Annotated in this window: 17 protein-coding genes and 2 pseudogenes; 12 read left to right on the top strand and 7 right to left on the bottom strand. The window is 36.3% G+C overall.

From position 1 onward, the window contains the following. Positions 1-9: 9 nt before the first annotated feature. Positions 10-1,908, top strand: coding sequence for an amidophosphoribosyltransferase (locus ACMHJ2_RS11885; RefSeq protein WP_413513076.1), 1,899 nt, complete (start codon positions 10-12; stop codon positions 1,906-1,908). Positions 1,909-2,059: 151 nt separating this feature from the next. On the opposite strand, the gene ACMHJ2_RS11880 is transcribed toward ACMHJ2_RS11885, so the two are convergent. Beyond that, complete coding sequence (locus tag ACMHJ2_RS11880; protein ID WP_413513075.1) at positions 2,060-2,317, bottom strand: hypothetical protein; 258 nt, start codon at positions 2,315-2,317, stop codon at positions 2,060-2,062. A 79-nt stretch (positions 2,318-2,396) separates the two neighbouring features. After that, positions 2,397-2,755 (bottom strand): annotated as a pseudogene (locus ACMHJ2_RS11875) (DUF4180 domain-containing protein). A gap of 193 nt (positions 2,756-2,948) precedes the next feature. On the opposite strand from ACMHJ2_RS11875, the pseudogene ACMHJ2_RS11870 reads away from it, so the two are divergent. Next, positions 2,949-3,040: pseudogene (locus tag ACMHJ2_RS11870) on the top strand (IS5/IS1182 family transposase); the annotation flags it as partial. 71 nt (positions 3,041-3,111) lie between these two features. On the opposite strand, the gene ACMHJ2_RS11865 reads toward ACMHJ2_RS11870, so the two are convergent. Together ACMHJ2_RS11865 and ACMHJ2_RS11860 are read right to left on the bottom strand one after the other, a co-directional pair. Further along, positions 3,112-4,512: an SLC13 family permease gene (locus tag ACMHJ2_RS11865; RefSeq protein ID WP_413513074.1), complete on the bottom strand. Its 1,401-nt coding sequence runs from the start codon at positions 4,510-4,512 to the stop codon at positions 3,112-3,114. Positions 4,513-4,687: 175 nt separating this feature from the next. Then, positions 4,688-5,290: a superoxide dismutase gene (locus ACMHJ2_RS11860; protein ID WP_413513073.1), complete on the bottom strand. Its 603-nt coding sequence runs from the start codon at positions 5,288-5,290 to the stop codon at positions 4,688-4,690. Positions 5,291-5,402: 112 nt separating this feature from the next. On the opposite strand from ACMHJ2_RS11860, the gene ACMHJ2_RS11855 reads away from it, so the two are divergent. The 4 genes from ACMHJ2_RS11855 (at position 5,403) to ACMHJ2_RS11840 (ending at position 14,104) form a co-directional block, all read left to right on the top strand. Further along, on the top strand, positions 5,403-8,546 hold the full coding sequence (locus tag ACMHJ2_RS11855) for a UvrD-helicase domain-containing protein (RefSeq protein WP_413513072.1): 3,144 nt from the start codon (positions 5,403-5,405) through the stop codon (positions 8,544-8,546). 32 nt (positions 8,547-8,578) lie between these two features. Continuing rightward, positions 8,579-9,772 (top strand): glycine C-acetyltransferase, encoded by a 1,194-nt coding sequence (kbl, locus tag ACMHJ2_RS11850; protein WP_413513071.1) that lies wholly within the window; start codon positions 8,579-8,581, stop codon positions 9,770-9,772. Between the two features lie 109 nt (positions 9,773-9,881). Beyond that, positions 9,882-11,273 (top strand): OmpA family protein, encoded by a 1,392-nt coding sequence (locus ACMHJ2_RS11845; RefSeq protein WP_413513070.1) that lies wholly within the window; start codon positions 9,882-9,884, stop codon positions 11,271-11,273. A gap of 71 nt (positions 11,274-11,344) precedes the next feature. Continuing rightward, positions 11,345-14,104: a PD-(D/E)XK nuclease family protein gene (locus ACMHJ2_RS11840; RefSeq protein ID WP_413513069.1), complete on the top strand. Its 2,760-nt coding sequence runs from the start codon at positions 11,345-11,347 to the stop codon at positions 14,102-14,104. A gap of 47 nt (positions 14,105-14,151) precedes the next feature. Here the strand turns inward: ACMHJ2_RS11840 and ACMHJ2_RS11835 are convergent, their stop codons facing one another. Then, positions 14,152-14,937, bottom strand: coding sequence for an alpha/beta hydrolase (locus ACMHJ2_RS11835; RefSeq protein ID WP_413513068.1), 786 nt, complete (start codon positions 14,935-14,937; stop codon positions 14,152-14,154). 157 nt (positions 14,938-15,094) lie between these two features. Between ACMHJ2_RS11835 and ACMHJ2_RS11830 the strand changes: the two genes are divergently transcribed. From ACMHJ2_RS11830 to ACMHJ2_RS11805, 6 genes are all read left to right on the top strand, one after another. Further along, positions 15,095-15,949, top strand: a complete 855-nt coding sequence (locus ACMHJ2_RS11830) for a ChaN family lipoprotein (RefSeq protein ID WP_413513067.1) — start codon at positions 15,095-15,097, stop codon at positions 15,947-15,949. A gap of 179 nt (positions 15,950-16,128) precedes the next feature. After that, on the top strand, positions 16,129-16,953 hold the full coding sequence (locus ACMHJ2_RS11825; protein WP_413513066.1) for a succinate dehydrogenase cytochrome b subunit: 825 nt from the start codon (positions 16,129-16,131) through the stop codon (positions 16,951-16,953). A 17-nt stretch (positions 16,954-16,970) separates the two neighbouring features. Next, positions 16,971-18,971, top strand: coding sequence for a fumarate reductase/succinate dehydrogenase flavoprotein subunit (locus ACMHJ2_RS11820; protein ID WP_413513065.1), 2,001 nt, complete (start codon positions 16,971-16,973; stop codon positions 18,969-18,971). 51 nt (positions 18,972-19,022) lie between these two features. Next, the gene (locus ACMHJ2_RS11815; protein WP_413513064.1) at positions 19,023-19,763 is read left to right on the top strand and encodes a succinate dehydrogenase/fumarate reductase iron-sulfur subunit; all 741 of its coding nucleotides are present in this window, start codon (positions 19,023-19,025) and stop codon (positions 19,761-19,763) included. A gap of 127 nt (positions 19,764-19,890) precedes the next feature. Next, entirely contained in the window at positions 19,891-20,697 is an 807-nt protein-coding gene (locus ACMHJ2_RS11810; RefSeq protein ID WP_413513063.1) for a hypothetical protein, read from the top strand. Positions 20,698-20,836: 139 nt separating this feature from the next. Continuing rightward, positions 20,837-21,604 (top strand): nitrilase family protein, encoded by a 768-nt coding sequence (locus ACMHJ2_RS11805; protein ID WP_413513062.1) that lies wholly within the window; start codon positions 20,837-20,839, stop codon positions 21,602-21,604. An 84-nt stretch (positions 21,605-21,688) separates the two neighbouring features. Here the strand turns inward: ACMHJ2_RS11805 and ACMHJ2_RS11800 are convergent, their stop codons facing one another. Together ACMHJ2_RS11800 and ACMHJ2_RS11795 are read right to left on the bottom strand one after the other, a co-directional pair. Beyond that, positions 21,689-22,102, bottom strand: coding sequence for a lipocalin family protein (locus tag ACMHJ2_RS11800; RefSeq protein WP_413513061.1), 414 nt, complete (start codon positions 22,100-22,102; stop codon positions 21,689-21,691). 26 nt (positions 22,103-22,128) lie between these two features. After that, positions 22,129-22,548, bottom strand: a complete 420-nt coding sequence (locus ACMHJ2_RS11795) for a lipocalin family protein (protein WP_413513060.1) — start codon at positions 22,546-22,548, stop codon at positions 22,129-22,131. Positions 22,549-22,766 lie beyond the last annotated feature (218 nt).

Here is a 22,766-nt window from a genome sequence, read left to right as displayed (position 1 = left end):
CACTAAACTATGAGCGACGCACTGCAACACGAATGTGGAATTGCTTTTTTACGATTAAAAAAGCCTCTATCCTATTATAAAGAAAAATATGGGAGTGCATTTTATCCAATACAAAAAATGTACTTGTTATTAGAAAAACAACATAATAGAGGACAAGATGGAGCAGGTTTAGCAAGCATTAAGCTTGATATGGAACCTGGCGAACGCTATATTAGTCGTGTGCGTTCAAATAAAGCACAGCCGATTCAAGATATTTTTGCCCAAATCAATGGACGTATTAATTCAGAGATGGAAGAGCATCCTGAATATGCAGAAAGCGCTGAATTACAGAAAAAACACATCCCGTATTTGGGAGAAGTGTTTTTAGGTCATGTGCGTTATGGGACTTTTGGTAAAAATAGCATTGAAAGTGTACATCCCTTTTTGCGTCAAAATAATTGGATGCACCGCAATCTGATTGTTGCGGGAAACTTCAATTTAACTAATGTAAGAGAGTTGTTTGACGATTTAGTTCGCCTTGGACAACATCCGAAAGAAATGTCGGATACGATTACTGTAATGGAAAAAATCGGTCATTTCTTAGATGATGAGATTGATGATTTATACTATAAAATTAAACAAGAAGGATTCTCTAAAAAAGCAGCTTCCCCTATTATTGGAGAGCGCTTGGATATTGCTCGTGTTTTGAGAAGAGCTTCAAAAAACTGGGATGGTGGATTTACTATGGCCGGAATGTTGGGTCATGGTGATGCATTTGTATTAAGAGATCCGGCGGGTATTCGTCCAGCTTTTTACTATGAGAATGATGAAATCGTTGTAGTAGCAAGTGAGCGCCCAGTGATTCAAACGGCTTTAAATGTTCCATTTGAAGATATCAAAGAATTAACGCCAGGACAAGCGATTATCGTAAAGAAAGATGCAAGTGTACACTTTGAACAAATCTTAGATCCTCTTCCGCTAAAAGCCTGTTCATTTGAACGCGTGTACTTTTCAAGAGGAAATGATGCAGAGATTTACAGAGAACGCAAGGATTTAGGTCGATTTATCTTCCCTCAAGTCTTGGATTTAATTGATAACGATACGGATAATTCCGTATTCTCCTATATTCCAAATACTTCAGAAACTTCTTTCTTTGGTATGATTGAAGGTGCGCAAGACTTCTTGAATCAACGTAAGATTTCAGATATTTTGCAGCATAAAGATGCATTGTCAGAAGAAAAATTACAGGAAATATTAGCTGTAAAATTGCGTACAGAAAAGATAGCAATTAAAGATGCGAAACTTCGTACGTTTATTACCGATGACAGCAGTCGCGATGATTTAGTAGCTCACGTATATGACGTTACTTATGGGGTAATTCAACCTACGGATAACTTAGTTATTATTGACGATAGTATCGTACGCGGTACAACTTTGAAGAAGAGTATCATCCGCATGTTGGATCGCTTAAACCCAAAAAAGATTGTAGTTGTCTCTGCGGCACCTCAAGTGCGCTACCCTGATTGCTACGGAATTGATATGGCAAAATTAGAAGGGTTAATTGCTTTTCAAGCGGTAATTGAGCTGTTGAAAGAACGCAATATGTACCACCTTGTAGAAGAGGTATACCAAAAATCAAAAGCCCAAGTCGGCCTAAAAGATGAAGAGGTTATCAATTATGTGAAGGATATTTACGCTCCTTTTACCGATGAAGAGGTTTCTGCAAAGATTGCTCAAATGGTAACAGAAGAAGGTATTAAATCTGAAATAAAAATCGTATTCCAATCGATTGAAAACCTGCATAAAGCTTGTCCTAGAAACTTAGGAGATTGGTATTTCACAGGAGATTATCCAACGCATGGAGGAAATCGCGTGGTTAACCGCGCTTTCATCAACTTCTATGAAGGTAGAGATGAAAAACCGTATTAATAGAAATTGAGTATTAGATATAAAAGCACTGATCGAAAGATTGGTGCTTTTTTTGTTTCGTTATTTCAGGACAGGGCAATACTACATAAAAAGGGACGTATCACGGATACTTCCCTTTTGTTATCTAAAGCGATTACGCTTTATTTTTTATTTAGCTACGGCATACCTTTTCGCAATATTTACTCAAGCGGAGTATAGTACGTAAGAAAGTTAATGCTACTTCTGTCTTTGCATCCATCTCTCCATTAAATTGGCTTACTTTTTCTCTTGTACTTGAAATTAATAAGGTTGTCCCTTGTGTAAAGCTTTCAATAAGCGTTCTTACTATTACTTGTAATTCCTCCTGATTTTTTTGACCATTTGCAGCTGCTGTAATTAATCTCATTGGGTCAATTTCTAAAGCTCCCATTTCTCTTTTGTTCTGTCATTATATATTTCCACCTTTTGGTCGAGAATTTTTGAAGTCATTTTGATGCTTTTTGAATTCATTAGGTAGAAAGAATTTTTAATGCTTCTGTCGTGGAGTTAACAAAGTTGATATGTCTGCCTTTGTTGCTTTCAAAAATAAAGGCACTTAAACTTTTGCTTTTGTATTTAGAGAAGTCGCCAACGATAGCCAATCTAACTCGATAAGTAGAAAATTTTTGAAGAATTTCTCCTGCAATTCCATTTTTCAGGTCAAAAAAGGCGGGTGTAATATTTTTTTATTTAGCACAATTCTGTCCAAGCCTTGGTAGTACACGTTTCCTAATAGATCTAATCCGTCTTCGGTTGTACTGATTATAGTTTCCTCCGAAATTATTTCGGCTATTTTTATGTCGTTTATATTGTGAGTTTCTGTTTTCATTTTTTTATTTGTTTGTGCAAAGATACTTTTGATATGAGTTGTCAGACAACCGAAAAATTGACAAGTATTTTATTTTGTAAGGTGTTGCGGTAAAAGGACAGGTAACACATAAAAAACCGAAGGTTTTACTAAAAAAACAAAATATACATTTATTAGTCTGTCAGTAACTTTTCTTGCCTTTTTTGATAAAAAAAGATACAAAGAAAGATATGCAATAGAAAGAAGAATGCTTGGTTAGATAGCTTTCGTTCTTTACTTCATAGATTTGATACTACTGGATCTAGTTGAACAGCTCGTAATTTTATAGTTTTGAAATAATTTTCAGAAAAATAAGAAACCAAGATGGATTTCTGCATCTACTCTAACCAAAAAAAGTAAGCCACTGTGGCTATAATAATCGAGCAGAAAATATTTAAGATGAACCCTGCTTTCATCATTTCCTTTTGTTGAATATCCCCGGTGCCAAAAACAAGGGCGTTAGGTGGGGTTGCAACAGGGAGCATGAACGCACAAGAAGCACCTAATCCAATAATCATAGAAAGCCCTAGGGGATGTATACCTAGTTCTTGTGAAATAGAAAAAAAGAGGGGAACTAAGAGTGCCGCACTAGCTGTATTGGAGGTAAATTCCGTTAAGAACACAATAAAAAAAGCAACGATTAAGCTTATCACAAAAAACGGACTATCGCGAATCACTGAGATCAATAAATCAGCCATCACCTTACTTGCTCCAGACTCTCTGAGCACCATACTCAGGGTTAATCCTCCACCAAATAAAAGTAAAACTCCCCAATCGACGTTGTGTTGTAGTTCTTTCCAACGAGATACCTGACTGATACAAATTAAAATAAACGCAGACAAAGCAATAAAGGTATCAAAGTTTTTAAATGTGCCTTCAAATCCTACCAAGGCAGCGAATAGCGGATTAATTTGAGTGCTTAAAATCCAACAAAGCGCTGTAAAAAAGAAAATACCTAACGTAATCCAACGATCTGTATTCATGGGAATTTTTTCCATTTGATGTTCAAAGGTTAGGTTGAGTTTAGGTTTGAACACAAAATAGATCACGCCAATCATTAAAGGCAAAAGAATAAAGACCATGGGCAATCCCATTTTTAGCCATGCTGCAAAAGATAGATTTAATTGAGAAGCAACAATAGCATTGGGAGGACTTCCAACAATTGTTCCCATACCGCCAATGCTGGCGCTATAGGCAATCCCAAGTAAGACAAATACATAGGTGTTGCGGTGTTCTACTTTATCGAGTTGACTCAAGATACCTATTACGAGGGGGAGCATCATAGCTACCGTAGCCGTATTACTAATCCACATGGATAGAACTGCCGTAGTGATAAATAGATAGAATATCGCATGTGCCAATCGTCCCTTGGCTAAACGCATAAGCTTACTAGCGATGATTAGATCTAATTTTTGTACATGTAAAGCCCCTGCAAGCACAAAACCGCCCAGGAATAGAAAGATATTAGGATCTGCAAATGAAACGAGTGCGGGTTGAACATCCGTTAATCCTAATCCAATAGCGAGGACAGGAACGAAAACAGCTGTTGTAGTTACGTGTAGTGCTTCTGTTAACCATAAAACAGCAACAAAGGCAAGCAGTGCAAGTCCTTTATTTACTTGAGGTTCATAGGGTAGAAAATGAATCAAAGCGAACAGCATCACCAGGTTAAAACCAATGATGATATAGTTTCGTTTGGATTTGTGTCTTAGGCTCTCTGGTTCATGATCTAATTGCATGGGCATACAGGTAAAAGTAATAGATAGGGAAATTACGAAAAAAAAGAGTAGAAGATGCTTAAAAAAGAGTATAACATTAGAAGGAAAACGAGTTAATAAAGATACATATCAAACAAAAAAGGGAAGTATCCGCGATACTTCCCTTTCGTTATTTAAAGAGATTACTCTTTATTTTTTATTTAGCTGCTGCATATCTTTTAGCAACTTCAGCCCAGTTGATTACGCTGAAAAAAGCAGAGATATAGTCAGGGCGTCTGTTTTGGTAGTTTAAGTAGTACGCATGTTCCCAAACATCCATGCCTAAGATTGGCGTTCCACCTGCGATAGTTGGCATAAGTGGATTGTCTTGATTGGGTGTACCTGATACTACTAATTTACCGTCTTTAACGCTCAACCAAGCCCAACCTGAACCAAATTGAGTAGCCCCTGCTTTTGCAAAAGCTTCTTTAAAGTTTGCAAATGAACCGAAATCCTTAGCGATAGCGTCCGCTAATTCTCCTGTTGGTTCTCCACCACCATTCGGGCTCATTACGGTCCAGAATAAGTTATGGTTATAGAAACCTCCACCGTTGTTGCGAACAGCACCATTTGACATATCAAGGTTTGTTAAAATCTCCTCGATTGTTTTGCCTTCTAATTCTGTACCAGCAATTGCTGCATTTAAATTAGTTGTATAGGCATTGTGGTGTTTCGTATGGTGGATTTCCATTGTACGTGCGTCAATATGTGGTTCTAATGCGTCATACGCATAAGGTAATTGTGGTAATTCGAAAGCCATAATTCGTATTATTTAAAGATTAGTGTTATTTTTATTCAAATTTAGGGATTTTCTATTGAAAATAAAAAATCTTGTGAATTAATATGAGTTAAGGAATAATTGGACATTTAACGTGGATAAAGCTTCATTTTCAGTCTATAACGCTTCGGCGGGATCAGGAAAAACACATACTTTAGTAAAAGAATATTTAAAAATCGTTTTAACCGATCGGTCAGACGATGCCTATCGAAAAATTTTAGCCATCACCTTTACCAATAAAGCTGTAGCGGAAATGAAAAGTCGAATTCTCTCCTGTTTATATGCTTTTTCACAGAAGGAAACAGGCAAGAAATTTCAACCCATGTTAGCGCAAATTGAGCAGGAAACAGGGTTGAAAGAAGCGGCAATCAAGCAAAAATCCGAACGTATTATGAAGCATATTATTCACAATTATGCTTCTTTTGATATTTCTACGATTGATAAATTTACCCATAAAGTAATTCGTTCCTTCGCTTTTGACTTGAATTTGCCAATGAGTTTTGAAGTTTCTTTAGATTCAGATGAATTGCTACAAGAAGCGGTAGATTCTGTAATTGCAAAAGCAGGTACAGATGAAGCGTTGACCAAGGTATTAATTGATTTTTCTATTGACAAAGCCGATAATGATAAGAGTTGGGATATTACGAGAGAATTGAAAGAGATGGGGGCTTTGTTGTTGAATGAAAATAACCGAGATGAGATTGCTTTATTCGATACTAAAACACTGGAGGATTTTGTAGAAACCCGCGATTATTTGCGCAAAAAAATAGAAGAACTAACGGTAGAAAGTCAGCAGAAAGGACAAGCCATTTGGGATTTGTTACTTAGCAAAGGAGTGGATATGAAATCTTTTTCGCGAGGAACCTTCCCCAATCACCTTTTAGCTATTATACAAAATACAGGCAAGAGTACCCAACGAAAATATTTGGAATTTGAAGAAGTGACCCTGCTCAAAGCAGCCAAAGATCGAGATACGATTGAAGCCTTGTTGCCTGAAGTACTTAAACAATTGGCGAATATCTACCAATTATTTGCCAAGCGATTATTTTATCAAGCTTTCTTAAAAAACATTACACCTTTATCGCTGTTGAATATTTTGGGTATTGAAATGCAAAATATTCAAAAAGAAAAAAACATGTTGTCGATCAGTCAATTTAACGCCATTATCCACAATGAGATTCAACATCAACCAGCCCCTTTTATTTACGAGCGGTTAGGAGAGCGTTACCGTCATTTTTTTATTGACGAATTTCAAGATACTTCGGTGATGCAATGGGATAATTTGGTGCCCTTGATTGATAATGCTTTGGCTGGTGAAGATCTTGGGGTAAAGGGAACCCTGATGTTAGTGGGGGATCCCAAGCAATCGATTTATCGCTGGCGCGGAGGAAAAGCAGAGCAATTCATTGCTTTAAGTAAAGAAGACAATCCGTTTTCTAATCCCGATAAAGAAGTTGTTGTTTTGGGTAAGAACTACCGCAGTTATTCGGAAGTCATTCACTTTAATAATTCCTTTTTTAAAGGAATCTCTTCCTTTTTTACGCAAGAGGATTATAAAAATATATACGAAAATCAAAGTTTTCAAGAAACCAATGCGAAAGAAGGGGGATATGTCAACCTTCAGTTTTTGGAGGAACAGTTACTCGATAAAGAAAATGAGATTGACAAGGAACAGCTGTATTTACAAGCTACATTAGCGACCATTAAGCAATGTATGGCACAGGGTTTTCAGTATAGCGACATTGTTGTTTTAACACGCAAGCGCGCTCACGGAATCGCCTTAGCCAATTATTTGACAGAACAGGAAATACCGATCCTATCGTCTGATTCCTTATTGATAAGTAATGCAACCGAAGTGCGTTTAATTATGGATGTGTTGCGTTATATTCGAAATAAAGAGGACAAAGAATCTAAAGCTTTGATGCTGTATTATATCGCCAGTAAAAGACAACAAGAAGCGGTACACGATTTTATAGAAGAAGGATTAACTCATTCATCCGATGCCGATTTAGAAGCTTGGTTGTTAACCAAAGACCTTCTAATCTCGTTTGATCAGTGTAGAAAAAAATCCCTGTATGAAGCAGTAGAGATTATTGTTCGCGCTTTTTTCCCAACCAAAGCAACGAGTTCCTATGTGTTGTATTTCTTAGATATCGTGTTAGAGCGAACCATCAAGAACCAATATGGGATTGGTGACTTTATTTTGTATTGGGAAGATAACAACCATAAATTTAGTATTCCAACACCAGAAGGCAAAAATGCCGTTCAATTGATGACCATTCACAAGTCGAAGGGATTAGAATTTCCCGTTGTAATTTTTCCTTTTGCGGAAGAAGATTACGATCGATCAAATCGCGATAAATTATGGGTGGAGTTTGATGAGTTTGATACGGGGATAGAATTGCCTAAAGCCTTAGTAGATGCAAAAAAAGAGGTTGCAGAATACGGTGTATTTGCAGAAGCACTATATGCCCAAAAGGAACAAGAAGAATTGTTAGACAATATCAATGTTTTGTATGTTGCCCTAACGAGAGCAGAAGAGCAACTGCATATCATTACCACTAGAGATGTAAAAAAAGAGGGGGAATACAAGAATAATATGTCGCGTTTCTTTATCCATTATTTGCGTCAACAAGCTCTTTATGACGAGGAGGTAAACGTCTATGAATTTGGAAATCCAATTCGCTTGTCAGCACCTAGTGAGTCTGTCCTAGATCAAAATAAGTTAATTCAAAGTGTGGAGACATTGTTTAACTTTAATGACATTAAAATTGCAGAAAGAGAGGCGCTGATGTGGGACACCCAAGTAGGGGAGGCAATTGCATACGGAAATATTACGCATAAGATTATGTCGTTTATTCAAACCGACCAAGACGTAGACAGGGCTATCCAAAGAGCCTTGGAAGAGGGGTTGATTGTAGAAAGCGAGAAAGCAAATTTTAAAGCAGCGATTCAACAAATTATCACCCATCCCGACTTGCAGGTTTATTTTTCGGAAGGTTTAGTATACAATGAACGCATGATTATTGGCAAAGGCAAAAACAACCTGATTCCCGACCGCGTACTGATTAAAGACAAACAAGCGTATTTACTCGATTATAAAACGGGAAAACCAGAGGAAAAATACATCCAACAACTTGCTAAATATGAAGATTCTTTGAAAGAAATGGGATATGAAGTGGCTAAAAAAGTTATTTTATATATGGGAGAGGATGATTTAAATATAATACATTTGTAAAAGAGTATAGTTAACGCTTAAAAAAAGTAAGTATGTACGGAAAAATTAAAGACCATTTACAACAAGAGTTAAAGTCGATTGAAGACAATGGTTTGTTTAAAAGAGAAAGAATTATTACTTCGCCACAAGGAGCAGAAATTACAGTTTCTACAGGAGAAAAAGTATTAAATTTTTGTGCGAATAACTATTTAGGATTATCCTCACATCCAGCGGTTGTACAAGCAGCTAAAGATGCCTTAGATACCCATGGATTTGGTATGTCATCGGTGCGTTTTATCTGTGGTACACAAGATATTCACAAACAATTAGAAGCAACAATAGCTGATTTTTATGGCACAGAGGATACCATTTTGTATGCCGCTGCTTTTGATGCAAATGGTGGGGTTTTTGAACCTTTGCTAGGTGCGGAAGATGCTATTATTTCAGATAGTTTAAATCACGCGTCAATTATTGATGGAGTTCGTTTGTGTAAAGCGGCTCGTTATCGTTATGACAATAATGATATGGCTGATTTAGAACAACAATTAATTAAGGCCAATGAGGCTGGACATCGTTTCAAAATGATTGTTACGGATGGCGTGTTTTCTATGGATGGACTAGTGGCTCCCTTAGATAAAATCTGTGATTTAGCAGATAAATACGATGCTTTGGTGATGGTAGATGAGTGCCATGCTGCCGGATTTATCGGTGCAACGGGTAAGGGTACACTGGAAGCGAAGAATGTAATGGGCAGAGTAGATATCATTACAGGTACTTTAGGAAAAGCACTAGGAGGTGCTATGGGAGGATATACCACAGGTAAAAAAGAAATTATTGAGCTATTAAGACAGCGTTCACGTCCTTATTTATTTTCTAATTCATTGGCTCCTATGATTGTAGGTGCTTCCTTAAAAGTATTTGAATTATTGCAAAAAGACACCAAATTGCGTGATCAATTAGAGTGGAATACCAATTATTTCAAAGAAGGTATGAAAAAAGCAGGCTTTGACATCATTGATGGGGATGCTGCAATTGTACCCGTAATGTTATACGATGCCAAATTATCTCAAGAGATGGCTGATCGCTTGTTAACAAAAGGCGTATACGTAATCGGATTCTTCTATCCGGTTGTGCCTCAGAATAAAGCGAGAATTCGCGTTCAATTATCTGCAGCACATACCCAAGCGCACCTCGATCATGCCATTAAGGCTTTTATAGAAGTTGGAAAAGAATTAAAAGTCATCTAATTCTTGTTTTTTTTTGGTAAAACATAATAATTGTTAAGAATAAAATTTGTTAACTACACATATAATTGTATTTTTGTTTTAACATTACAATAAATAGAAAAATAAAGTTATGAAACATCTCAACAAATTAATTGCAGCTGCAATACTGTGTGCGGGTCTTTCGACTCAGGCACAAGATGCGGACCATCCATGGGCTGTAACTATTGGTGCAAATGCTGTAAACACTAAAGTTAGTTCGGCAAAAGGGTTTTCGCACAGAATGGGAGGTTATTTCCAAACGTCAGATTGGAACATTTTACCTTCAATTTCTTATTTAAATGTATCTAGATACCTAGGTGATGGATTTTCATTAGGTGTTGTAGGATCAGTAAATAAAATTGAAAAATTTATTTCGAAAGAATCTGAAGGGTATTTAAAATACAACCCTGGTGATTTATCTTACTATGGTATTGACGCTGAAGTTAAATATAGCTTCAAAGAATTATTGCATTCAAAAGTGGTTGATCCATTCCTATTAGTAGGTGGAGGTTATACTTTTATGGGTGATGCAAGTACAGGTACTGTTAATGGTGGTTTAGGATTAAACTTTTGGTTTACTGAAAATATCGCTTTAACACTTCAGTCTACGTACAAACATTCATTTGACGATACAAGAACTCCAGACGTTGATGTAGCATCTCATATGCAACACTTCATGGGGATTCGCTTCCAATTTGGAGGATCTGATAGAGATGGAGACGGAATCTTAGATAAATATGATGAGTGTCCAGATGTTCCAGGTTTGCCAGAATTCAACGGATGTCCTGATACAGACGGAGACGGAATTCCAGATCATTTAGACGAATGTCCAGATGTTCCAGGTTTGCCAGAATTCAACGGATGTCCTGATACAGACGGAGACGGAATTCCTGATCATTTAGACGAATGTCCAGATGTTCCAGGTTTACCAGAATTCAACGGATGTCCTGATACAGATGGAGATGGAGTTCCTGATCATTTAGATGAGTGTCCTGAAGTTCCTGGTCCAAAAGAAAACAAAGGTTGTCCATGGCCAGATAGAGACGGAGATGGAGTTCCTGATCATTTAGATAGATGTCCAGACGTTCCTGGTCCAGCTTCAAACAATGGTTGTCCAGAAATTAAAGAAGAGCAAGTTAAACAACTTAACGACTATGGAAAAACAATTTTATTCCATACAGGTAAGTTTACCTTCCAAGATGCTTCTTACACTGTTTTAGACAACATCGTAAAAATCATGAAAGAATACCCAACTGCTAAATTCCACATTGCTGGATATACAGATAGCACAGGATCTGATAAAGTTAACGTTCCGTTATCTGACAACAGAGCTAATGCTGTTAAAGTATACTTAGTTGAGAAAGGTGTTGATGCAAACAGATTAACTTCTAAAGGTTATGGTTCTGCTGACCCAATCGCTTCTAACAAAACAGTTAAAGGACGTGAGTTAAACAGACGTGTTGAAATTCAAGTACAAAAATAATTTGAATATCCACAAGATATAGAAAAGGGCTTCGAGTATTCGAAGCCCTTTTTTTTAGTACCTTTAATTCCATGAATCAGACCAGTTTTTTAAATCAATTAAGCGTAGAAATAAAGAAGAATTTTCCTTCTTCTATGGATAATTTGGTGGTTGTTTTACCTAATAAAAGAGCCAAAGTTTTTTTATTAGAACAACTTAAATCATTTTATGATCATAGTGTTTTTTCACCCAGTATTATCAGTATTGAAGAATTAGTTCAAGATATTGCAGCATTAAGAGGTATTGATTCGATTGAGCTTTTATTTGAATTTTATCATGTTTATACGGAAATACAAGCAGAAAAAGCTGAAGATTTCGATTATTTTGTCAATTGGGCGCGAATGCTATTGCAAGATTTTAATGAAGTAGACCGCTATTTATTGAATCCAAACCACGTATTTAGTTATTTAAAAAATATTGAAGATATTAATCATTGGGCCGTTGATGTGAGTCAGCAGACCGATTTGGTTAAAAATTACCTGAAATTCTGGGAGCAAATACCCGCGTATTATGAACACTTATATCGCTATTTAAAAAATAAAAAGATTGGCTATAAGGGAATGATATACCGAGAAGCGGTGGCTATGCATCAGGATTTTTTAAAGACGAATTCAAAAGACTATTACTTTGCGGGTTTTAATGCACTAAATGCCGCTGAGGAAGTCATTATTCAATATTTCTTAGAAGAAGATCGAGCCCGAGTTTTTTGGGATATTGATGAAGTGTTTTTGAATGATTCCTATCACGATGCAGGCTTGTTTCTCAGGAGAATAAAACAAAAGTGGGCCTATTATCAAAACCATCCATTTGAGTGGATTACTACGAGTTTTGGAAAAGAAAAGAGGATTGAAATTATTCAAACACCTAAAAGTGTAGGACAAGCTAAAATTGTGGGTTCTGTTATCGATAAAGCACTTGAAGCTGGCGCTGCTTTAGATCAAATAGCCGTTGTTTTAGGGGATGAGAACTTGTTACAGCCTATTTTATACGGTTTACCGAGTGCGGTCAGCAGTTTAAATATTACCATGGGATATAGTGGCAATAGTAGTCCCGTTCAATTGTTTTTAAACAAAGTTTTTAAAATGCACTTGGCCGCTGTTCGTCGCGGAGGTAACCGGTATGTGTTTTACTATAGAGATGTTCTGGAAGTACTGACAAGTCCAGTTATGGAAGGCTTATTTGATGTAGATGAGGTAGTTTCTGAAATACAGAAAAAAAACTTGACCTTCTTTTCTTTTGATCGATTTGATACTTGGATTAACACGGGCGATACGGAAGCGAAAACACTTGTTTTTACTACGTGGAAGGATAAAGACCCTGCAACTATTTTAAAAAGTCTAATTGCTTTAGTTATCGTGGTTAAAAATAAACTAGCCGTTGATAGTCGACAAAATCGATTGATGAAGGCCTTTTTATTTACCGCTTATAATTTGTTGAATCGCTTGCTTTCTTATTGTGAGAAATACCCATTTATTCATTCCATAGATTTATTGCATGTTTTGTATAAGCAAATTATGGATATGAGTGAAGTGTCTTTTGAAGGAGATCCTTTGGAAGGGTTGCAAATTATGGGGATTCTAGAAAGTAGAGTATTGGATTTTGACACGGTGATTGTTACCTCAGTCAATGAAGGTAAATTTCCTTCAGGTAAAACCCAGCAGTCTTTTATTCCTTACGATGTAAAAAGAGAATTGGGCTTGCCAACCTATAAAGAGAAAGATGCCATTTACAGTTTTCACTTTTATCACTTACTCTTGAGAGCCAAGCAGGTATATTTGATTTACAACTCTCAAGCAGAGGGTATTGATGCAGGTGAAAAGAGTCGATTTTTAACACAATTGGAAATGGAAAAGCAAGCAGCACATGAGGTTGTTACTGTAACTTATTCTGCTTATTTACCCGATAAGGCCTATGAGCCGATTGCGATTGCTAAATCGGAGGAGCTCCAGGCGAAATTAAAAAATATCGCGACAGTCAAAGGTTTTTCTCCCTCTGCCTTAACGACCTATTTGCGCAATCCTTTGCAGTTTTATGTGCAGCAAGTGTTGCGTATTCGCGAAGTAGATGAGGTAGAAGAGAGTGTGGCTTTAAATACGCTAGGGACGATTATACACAATGCTTTAGAGAATTTGTATCAGCCTTATGTAGGCGAAACTTTAAATGTGGCGATGATCAAGCAAATTCAACGTGTGGCGGATGAAGAAGTGCAACATCAATTTGAAGAAATCTACAATAGCGACAAAGAAAAAATGGGAAAAAACCTATTGGCTTTCGAAGTAGCTAAGCGCAATGTCTATCATTTTTTGCGCGAAGAAGTAAGAGGATTAGAACAGGGGGATGAAGTTGAATTGTTAGCTTTAGAAACCCGTTTAGAGTATGTATTAACAGATTCTAGGTTGCCTTACCCAATCAAATTATTTGGCTTTGTAGATCGCATTGAACGGCGAAATGGAAAAATTCGCGTAATTGATTATAAAACGGGAAAAGTAGAGTCCACTCAGGTTAAGCTATCCCAATGGGAAGGGTTGACGGAGCACTTGAAAAATGATAAGATTATTCAATTGTTGTGTTACGCTTTGATGTATGCAGAACAAAATAATTTGCAAACCTTAGAAGCCGGGATTTATTCGTTTAAAAATAGAAAAGAAGGATTTTTGTTTTTTGGATTCAGAGAGGGACGAAATGTGGATCATGAGATTACCCCCCTGGTTTTAGCTGCATTTAAAGAAGAATTAATTCAACTGCTATTGGTGATTTTAGATGGGGAAACTCCATTCGTTGAGACCTTATAAAAAAACGCGAGAATTGAAAAATTCTCGCGTTTTTTTAGCTTGTATAATCAAGTTTTTAAAAGCTCAGCAAGGTGATGCTTTAGGGCTTCTTTTTGTTCTAAATGCAGCATATGTCCCCCTTCTAATGGGATTACGCTTACTTGGGTTTCTTTCAATTGTTCTAAGGTTTCTTCGTACGGAACAACGGTATCCTCTTTACCTAGAATAAAGGCGATAGGATAAGGAGCGAAGTGAAGAAGTACTTCTCTATCGATTCTTGTTTTCATGCCTTCAAGAGCTGCAATTACACCTTGTTTAGGTGTTTTTAAAGCTTCCTCTCGGGCGTGATTAATCTCTTTTTCCAATTGAGGTTTGAGGTGGTCTCCAAAAAGGTTATTGATTGCCATGGAGATAAATATAGGGGCATTTTTTTTTATCAATTCAATGGCTCGATCTCTATTTAGAACCCTTTCAGGTGTATCTGCGCGAGCCGTTGAGTTAATTAGAATCAGATTTTTTACGTGATCTGGGTATAATTCAGCAAAAGCCAAGGCAACATAGCCGCCCATGGAATGCCCGATTAAGGTTACTTTTCTGAGTTTTAAATGATGAATAACAGCAAAAACAGCATCAGCCATGTCTTCCATGGAGTGCACATATCCCAAGCATCCTGTTTCGCCATGCCCTAATAAATCAAGGCTAATCACGCGATATTTAGAAGATAAAAAAGTTGCATAATCCGTCCACATTTTGGCGTTTTCTAAAAAACCATGAAGAAAAAGTAGCGTATTCCCTTTGCCTGAATCGTAGTAATTGACGTGAATGTTTTTATATAGCAATGATTTCTGAATCATTAGGTGTGTTTTTATTGTGTTTACAAAAGTAAAAGATGGGTAGCAAAAAAAAAACTTTCTGGGTATAAATCCTTCCTTACATCAGGTATTTCTATTTTTAATTATTCTAAATTATTGAAATAAATATATCTTTGGGGATTATAAAAACATACGTAACATGAAATATATTTATAGTGTATTGTTCGCTTTATTAGTAGGAACTATTTTTGCTAGTAACGGACAACCGTACCAAATTTACAATGCAAAAGGGAAAAAAGTTACCTACAAAGCAATGATTAATCAATTGGCAAAATCTGATGTTGTCTTGTTTGGGGAGTTTCACAACAATTCTTTGGGGCATTGGCTGCAGTTAAAAGTGACCGAAAGTTTAGGCGAAAAACACAACCTTATTTTAGGAGCAGAAATGTTTGAAGCAGATAATCAAGAAGGATTGTCAAACTATGTCACAGGTAAAATCACAGAAGAAGAATTTTCAAAAGAAGTGCGTTTGTGGAATAATTATAAAGGGGATTATCGCCCTTTGGTTGAGTACGCAAAAAAAAGAAACTTTCCCTTTGTAGCAACGAATGTACCACGTCGTTATGCGAGTTTATTGTATAAAGGGGGAATGGAAGCTTTAGATACCTTAAAAGTGGAAGAAAAAGCATGGATTGCACCTTTGCCTTTCCCTTATGATCCTGAATTGCCTGGGTATAAAGAAATGCTATCGATGTTTGATGCGGGTCATGTCAATGAAAACTTGCCTAAAGCACAGGCAATTAAGGATGCAACCATGGCTCATTTTATTCAATCGAATATCGAAACAGGTAAATTGCTTGTTCATTATAACGGTTCGTATCACAGCAATAACTATGAAGGGATTGTTTGGTATTTACAAAAATATGCCTCACAACTAAAAGTTGCAACAATTACGATGGTTGAGAGTGATAAAGTGGGCGATTTCGAAAAACTCAATCTAGGTTTGGCAGACTTTATTCTTGTTATAGATGCGAATATTTTAAAGTCGTTTTAGAATCTTTTAGAAGAAATGATTATTTAATCTTAAATTTAGTTTCGAAACAATTTTTTTAAAAGAAAAAAGTGTGAGAAATATAGTTTATATTGAGTATAAATAGATGCTCGCGCATTGCGGATAACGTTAATTAGGTGTATTTTTGATTGATTTTTTCAAGAAAACATTAAAATTACATTATGGCAAAATCTGCACTTTTAAAGTCATCCATTGCAAAAAAATACTGGATGTCTCTTACTGGGTTATTTTTATGCTTGTTTTTAGTTGGTCACTTGATAGGGAATCTTCAGTTGATTTTTGGGGATGCGTCAAAATTCAATGAGTATGCCTTATTCATGACAACTAATCCAGCTGTAAAAATATTATCTTATGTTACGTATATCTCAATCCTTTTCCACGCGATTGATGGTATAGTTCTAACGGTTCAAAACAAAAAAGCTCGCCCTATTGGCTATGCGAAGAACAACGCTGGTGCAAACAGCAAATGGGCTTCTCGTAACATGGCAATATTGGGAACTTTATTGTTAGTTTTTATTGTTACACACATGGTGAATTTCTGGGCAAAAATGCACTTTTCGGCTATGCCTTTGCAAACGATTGAAGTTACCATTGAAGGACAAGAACCGGTTTTAATTTACAAAACTGTTCAAGAACAACCGATCGATGTAAGAGCGGTTGAAATGGGACAATTAGAAATTAAAGGAACTGCGTTTTATCAAAAAGGTACTGATTTAAAAATAGCAGATGGTTACAAAGATTTACACAAAATCACGATTGAGTTTTTCAAAGATCCTTCAACAGGATTGATTAGCACAATTTTGTATGTAATCGCAATGATCGTTCTTGGATTCCATTTATCTCATGGATTTGCAAGTGCATTCCAATCTTTAGGGATAAACAATCCAAAGTACAACTGTTTGATTAAAGGCATAGGCTATTTATTTGCGTATTTAGTTCCTGCTTTGTTTGCAATCATTCCATTGTACATTCACTTTATTAAATAGTCCTAAAGAAATTGATTATGAAATTAGATTCTAAGATACCTCAAGGACCAATCGATAAGAAATGGTCTGATTATAAAAACCACATTAAACTAGTTAACCCTGCAAACAAACGTAACATTGATGTTATCGTTGTCGGAACGGGATTAGCAGGTGGTGCTGCCGCTGCTACTTTAGCAGAGTTAGGTTATAATGTAAAAGCTTTTTGTTATCAAGATTCTCCTCGTCGTGCACACTCAATTGCTGCACAAGGAGGAATTAATGCTGCTAAAAACTACCAAGGTGATGGTGACTCAATTCACAGATTGTTTTACGATACTGTAAAAGGAGGAGATTACCGTGCACGTGAGGCAAACGTTCACCGTTTGTCTGAAGTTTCAGCAAATATTATTGACCAATGTGTTGCACAAGGTGTGCCATTAGCACGTGAGTATGGAGGTCTATTAGACAACCGTTCTTTTGGGGGAACACAAGTTTCTCGTACGTTCTATGCGAAAGGACAAACGGGTCAACAATTATTATTAGGGGCATATTCTGCGATGAACCGTCAAATCGGACGTGGAAAAATCCAAATGTACAACCGTCATGAAATGCTAGATTTAGTATTAGTAGATGGAAAAGCAAGAGGAATTATCGCTCGTAACTTAATCAATGGTGAGATTGAACGTCATTCAGGTCACGCCGTAGTTATTGCTACAGGTGGTTATGGAAACGTATTCTTCTTATCAACTAATGCAATGGGTTCAAACGTTACAGCTTCTTGGAAAGCACACAAACGTGGCGCATTCTTTGCTAACCCTTGTTTTACACAAATTCACCCAACGTGTATCCCTGTAACAGGTGATCACCAATCCAAACTTACCTTGATGTCTGAATCATTGCGTAATGATGGTCGTATTTGGGTTCCAAAGAATATGGAAGATGCAGTGGCAATTAGAGAAGGAAAATTAAAACCAACTCAGATTGCTGAAGAAGATAGAGATTACTACTTAGAAAGAAGATACCCATCATTCGGTAACTTAGTACCTCGTGACGTTGCGTCTCGTGCTGCTAAAGAAAGATGTGATGCTGGATATGGAGTTAACGCAACAGGAGAAGCGGTTTATTTAGATTTCGCTTCTGCTATTGAACGTTACGGAAAAGAGCAAACGCGTATTCATCACTTGGATGAAAATGATGCAAAACTAGTTTACAAACTAGGTAGAGATGTAGTTGAGAATAAGTATGGTAACTTATTCCAAATGTATGAGAAAATCGTTGATGAGGATCCTTATACAACACCAATGATGATTTATCCAGCTGTTCACTATACCATGGGTGGAGTTTGGGTAGATTACAACTTAATGTCTACAATTGAAGGATGTTATGTAATTGGTGAAGCTAACTTCTCTGACCACGGAGCAAACCGTCTAGGGGCTTCTGCCTTGATGCAAGGTTTAGCTGATGGATATTTTGTATTACCTTATACAATCGGTGATTACTTAGCTGATGATATTCGTACAGGTACGATTCCAACTAATTTGCCAGAATTTGATGAAGCAGAGAAAAATGTGCAGACAATTATTGATCACTTGATGAACAATAAAGGATCACATTCAGTAGACTACTTCCACAAAAAATTAGGTAAAATTATGTGGGATAAAGTAGGTATGGCTCGTAATGCAAATGGATTAAACGAAGCGATGGATGAAATTGCTGCATTAAGAGAGGAATTCTACAAAGACGTGAAAGTATCTGGAACTGCAGATAGCTTTAACCAAGAATTAGAAAAAGCATTAAGAGTTGCTGACTTCCTAGAGTTAGGTGAATTATTTGCGAAAGATGCTTTACACCGTGAAGAATCTTGTGGAGGTCACTTCCGTGAAGAACACCAATCTGATGAAGGAGAAGCAGAACGTGATGATGAGAACTTTGCTTATGCTGCTGCATGGGAATACAAAGGAAATCCTAGAGACGCTGTTCTACACAAAGAAGACTTGGTGTATGAAAATATTAAGTTGGTAACTCGTAGTTATAAATAATATTGAGGTATTGATTCTTGAATCATATCTTGTTGTAAAAATTCGATGCAGATGAATCTTACATTAAAAATATGGCGTCAAAAAAACGCTAAAGAACAAGGAAAAATCGTTGAATATAAAATCAGTGATGTTTCTCCTGATATGTCTTTCTTAGAAATGCTTGATGTTTTAAACAATGAGCTAATCGAGAAAGGGGATGATCCCGTAGCATTTGACCACGACTGTCGTGAAGGTATTTGTGGAATGTGTTCCTTATTTATTAATGGACAAGCACACGGACCAGATAGAGGAATTACTACTTGTCAGTTACACATGAGAAAGTTCAAAGATGGGGATACCATTTATATTGAACCATTTAGAGCAAAAGCTTTCCCTGTTATTAAAGATTTAGTAGTAGATCGTACCGCTTTTGATAAAATTCAACATGCAGGTGGATTTATTTCGGTAAATACGTCTGGTAATACACAAGACGCTAACGCGATTCCAATTCCTAAGCACGATGCAGATAAGTCTTTTGACGCTGCGACTTGTATTGGATGTGGAGCTTGTGTAGCAACGTGTAAAAACTCATCCGCTATGTTATTCGTTTCGGCTAAAGTTTCTCAATTTGCTTTGTTGCCACAAGGTAAAGTTGAAGCGGCAGACCGTGTAATGAACATGGTAGCTGAGATGGACGCTTTAGGCTTCGGTAACTGTACAAATACAGGTGCTTGTGAGGTTGAATGTCCAAAAGGTATCTCTTTAGAGAATATTGCTCGTATGAATAGAGAATACCTTAAAGCAGCTTTATAATTGATTTTAATATTTTTTTGAAAAAGGGAAAAGCAGAACAGTAGGTTCTGCTTTTTTTTTGCTACGGCTCTATTCTTTTTAATTATTTAGTATATATTTGGTTTTTATTAACATAAAATTTAGTTTAATGAAAACCTTACTACTTTGTGTTTTATTTACCTGCATTTCTTTCTTTTGCCAGGCTCAGATTGGAGTTTCTAGTTTTTATGGAAAGCAAGGAAAAACCATTGTCAAATTTAAGAATGGTACCACAGAAGTTGGTGTTCTTAAAGGGAATGCATTACTTTTTGGTTATCGATATGATGATCCCTATGAATTTAAATTTAAGAATAACGGAGCAGATGATTATCGTATGATTTCATCAAATCAAGTTTCTTCTATTGTGATTCACGATAAAAAAAACGAGGAATATTTTACAGAATATTTTCCAATCCGCATGCGCGATTTTGGCAAAAAATATACGTTTTCTGATAAGTATTATGTTGATTTTTATCCATTGAAGAACTATAAAGGTGTTGTTTATGCTGATGTTGTGGTGTATGAAAGTCTTAATTATGGAAAGTCAATTGGACGTTACTTAACGGATTACTATTATTTTCCAGTAGGTAAGACTGGGTATTACTTTTTATTTCATGGAGCATATCGTAGAACAAATAAGGAATCTGCCCAGTTTATGATGCTATTGGATAAAGATTGTAAGCCATTTCAGGAATATATGCAAGAGAATTATCTTGATACAGATAATTACAAAGCAGGTTATAATGCTGCTGTAGAGGAGTTTAAAGGAAATAAATCTCAATTTCTGGCAGATCGAAAAGCAGAGGGAGTAAATAAAAAATGGGCAAAGATTGAGTACAAAAGTGCCGAGTTCTTTATCTATTTTCAACAGATATTAGATAAGTACAGCGAACTGTGTACGCATGAAAACCACTAAAAATCATACAATAGGAGAAATAAGCGTTTCTCCTATTTTTTTGCTTGTATTTCAACGCTAAACAGGAGATAGGTGCTGATTTTGACCTGAACTACATCCCAATAATATTTCGTATTTTTGAATTACTTAAGGATTGATTATGAAAATAGCTCTAATTCAAGCTCCCTTAGTTTGGGAAGATGTGCAAAAAAATACGACTTACTTTAAAAATCAATTACAGCATATCGAGGCTGATACCGACATGGTTGTCTTACCCGAGATGTTTACTTCAGGCTTTACGATGCATCCTGAGCGCGTTTTTATGACGATGCAAGATAAGTTTATTGATGAATTGCAAAAGTGCTGCAAATCGCTTGATTTCGCCTTAACTGGTAGTATTGTCATCAAAGAGGGCGCACAGTATTACAACCGCTTGTTTTTTATTTGGCCAACGGGTGAATTTAAAACCTATGACAAGCGCCATTTGTTTTCTTTGGCTGGTGAGGAGAAAGTATATGCTCCAGGATCGGATCGTCTTATTGTATCTTATAAAGGGTGGAATATTTGTCCTTTGGTGTGTTATGATTTGCGTTTTCCGGCCTTTGCTCGAAATAGTAGTGGAGTTTATGATTTGTTGTTGTATGTGGCTAGTTGGCCTGATCAGCGAATCTATGCTTGGGATTCGCTATTGAAAGCTCGCGCGATTGAAAATATGAGCTATGTTGTTGGGGTAAATCGCTGTGGAGAAGATCAAAATGACAATCAATATACAGGACATTCTCAAGTGATTGATTATATGGGACAACCGATTATAGAACCCCAAGAAGGAGAGCAAATAAAATATTGTGTCCTAGATAAAACAAGGCAAGATAAAGCCCGTGATCGATTTGGTTTTTTAAAAGATGCCGATGAAATTGTCGTGAAGTAATACGAGAGACGAAAATTATAAAGTAGCTATAAAAAAAAGCTACCGATTAAGGTAGCTTTTATATTGTATACAATAAGCTAGTTCTTATTGTTTGGTAAATTCTTCTATCGTACCATCCACATCAAGTTTCAGGGTTTTACCCGCTATAAGTTCGTATTTAAATGCACTCATTTTCGCTGAAGCAGCTTCGACATTTTCCAACTTGCTTTCAAACACAAGGGTATTATCCACAACTTTCCATGTGCTAAATAACAATGATTTGTCATTTACAGCTACCATCGTTCCGTCTTTTTTTAATTCAAAGCCTTGTAGAATTGCAGTATCCGCTTGGTTGGGTTGTGTCCAAATACCTATCAATTCACTTGAAGCAGGTACTTCAGCAATAGGTTGTTCTGTAGCAGTAGTCGTTGGTTCTTCCGTTACAGATGCTTCTTTCGGGTTTTTACAAGAAGCGATAGCAATAGCTACAAAAGCTAAAGCAAGTACAGTTTGTTTCATTTTCATCTGATTAATCGACGCAAAGATTATTTTTTTGTAAAAGAGTCTTTTAGCTCTCCATTAACTAGGTTTAAGGTTGTACCATTAACCACCTCAAATTGAAATGACACTGTATCAACACTTGAGGTTCCATTACCTAAACTCTCTTGTTCTAAGAACAATTGATTGCCTTCTACCCACCACTTGTTTGTTTTAAGTGTAGCCATATTAATTGAAGTTGCTGTTCCATCTTCTTTTAATTCGAAGCCTTGTACTTCTTTGTCGTTAATAGGGTTTGGTTGAACCCAAGTTGCAACCAATACTTTGGTATCCACAACTTCTGGTGTAGTCTCCTTTACCACTTCCGTTGTTGTTTCTTCCGTTGGAAGTGTTTCTTTTTGGTCTTTGCAAGAAGCAAAAGTAAGAGCTATCAATGCGATAGCTAAAGTCATTTTTGTGAATTTCATAGCGAATTAAATTTTGTTTTTAATAGGCCAAATGTATAGCAGGAAAGTGTGAAAAAATTATTTTAGGAATAATTTAACAAAGGTGTTAATTGTCATAATTACAGCCAGTTATAAATAAACTTTTATTGATAATTCGTTTTTTAGTTAAATATTTATCTGTGCGTTTTGAAACGATTCGCACAAGTCAGAGGAATCTAAAAAAAAATATAACAACTAAG

Source organism: Myroides odoratus (assembly GCF_965118575.1).
Taxonomy (GTDB): domain Bacteria; phylum Bacteroidota; class Bacteroidia; order Flavobacteriales; family Flavobacteriaceae; genus Flavobacterium; species Flavobacterium odoratum_B.
This window is presented reverse-complemented; position numbering and strand designations above follow the sequence as displayed.

What these genes read in the sequence shown, in the direction of transcription:
- ACMHJ2_RS11885 (WP_413513076.1), top strand. Translation starts at nt 10, where the DNA reads ATGAGCGACGCACTGCAACACGAATGTGGAATTGCTTTTTTACGATTA.
- ACMHJ2_RS11880 (WP_413513075.1), bottom strand. Translation starts at nt 2,317, where the DNA reads ATGGGAGCTTTAGAAATTGACCCAATGAGATTAATTACAGCAGCTGCA.
- ACMHJ2_RS11865 (WP_413513074.1), bottom strand. Translation starts at nt 4,512, where the DNA reads ATGCAATTAGATCATGAACCAGAGAGCCTAAGACACAAATCCAAACGA.
- ACMHJ2_RS11860 (WP_413513073.1), bottom strand. Translation starts at nt 5,290, where the DNA reads ATGGCTTTCGAATTACCACAATTACCTTATGCGTATGACGCATTAGAA.
- kbl (WP_413513071.1), top strand. Translation starts at nt 8,579, where the DNA reads ATGTACGGAAAAATTAAAGACCATTTACAACAAGAGTTAAAGTCGATT.
- ACMHJ2_RS11845 (WP_413513070.1), top strand. Translation starts at nt 9,882, where the DNA reads ATGAAACATCTCAACAAATTAATTGCAGCTGCAATACTGTGTGCGGGT.
- ACMHJ2_RS11840 (WP_413513069.1), top strand. Translation starts at nt 11,345, where the DNA reads ATGAATCAGACCAGTTTTTTAAATCAATTAAGCGTAGAAATAAAGAAG.
- ACMHJ2_RS11835 (WP_413513068.1), bottom strand. Translation starts at nt 14,937, where the DNA reads ATGATTCAGAAATCATTGCTATATAAAAACATTCACGTCAATTACTAC.
- ACMHJ2_RS11830 (WP_413513067.1), top strand. Translation starts at nt 15,095, where the DNA reads ATGAAATATATTTATAGTGTATTGTTCGCTTTATTAGTAGGAACTATT.
- ACMHJ2_RS11825 (WP_413513066.1), top strand. Translation starts at nt 16,129, where the DNA reads ATGGCAAAATCTGCACTTTTAAAGTCATCCATTGCAAAAAAATACTGG.
- ACMHJ2_RS11820 (WP_413513065.1), top strand. Translation starts at nt 16,971, where the DNA reads ATGAAATTAGATTCTAAGATACCTCAAGGACCAATCGATAAGAAATGG.
- ACMHJ2_RS11815 (WP_413513064.1), top strand. Translation starts at nt 19,023, where the DNA reads ATGAATCTTACATTAAAAATATGGCGTCAAAAAAACGCTAAAGAACAA.
- ACMHJ2_RS11810 (WP_413513063.1), top strand. Translation starts at nt 19,891, where the DNA reads ATGAAAACCTTACTACTTTGTGTTTTATTTACCTGCATTTCTTTCTTT.
- ACMHJ2_RS11805 (WP_413513062.1), top strand. Translation starts at nt 20,837, where the DNA reads ATGAAAATAGCTCTAATTCAAGCTCCCTTAGTTTGGGAAGATGTGCAA.
- ACMHJ2_RS11800 (WP_413513061.1), bottom strand. Translation starts at nt 22,102, where the DNA reads ATGAAACAAACTGTACTTGCTTTAGCTTTTGTAGCTATTGCTATCGCT.
- ACMHJ2_RS11795 (WP_413513060.1), bottom strand. Translation starts at nt 22,548, where the DNA reads ATGAAATTCACAAAAATGACTTTAGCTATCGCATTGATAGCTCTTACT.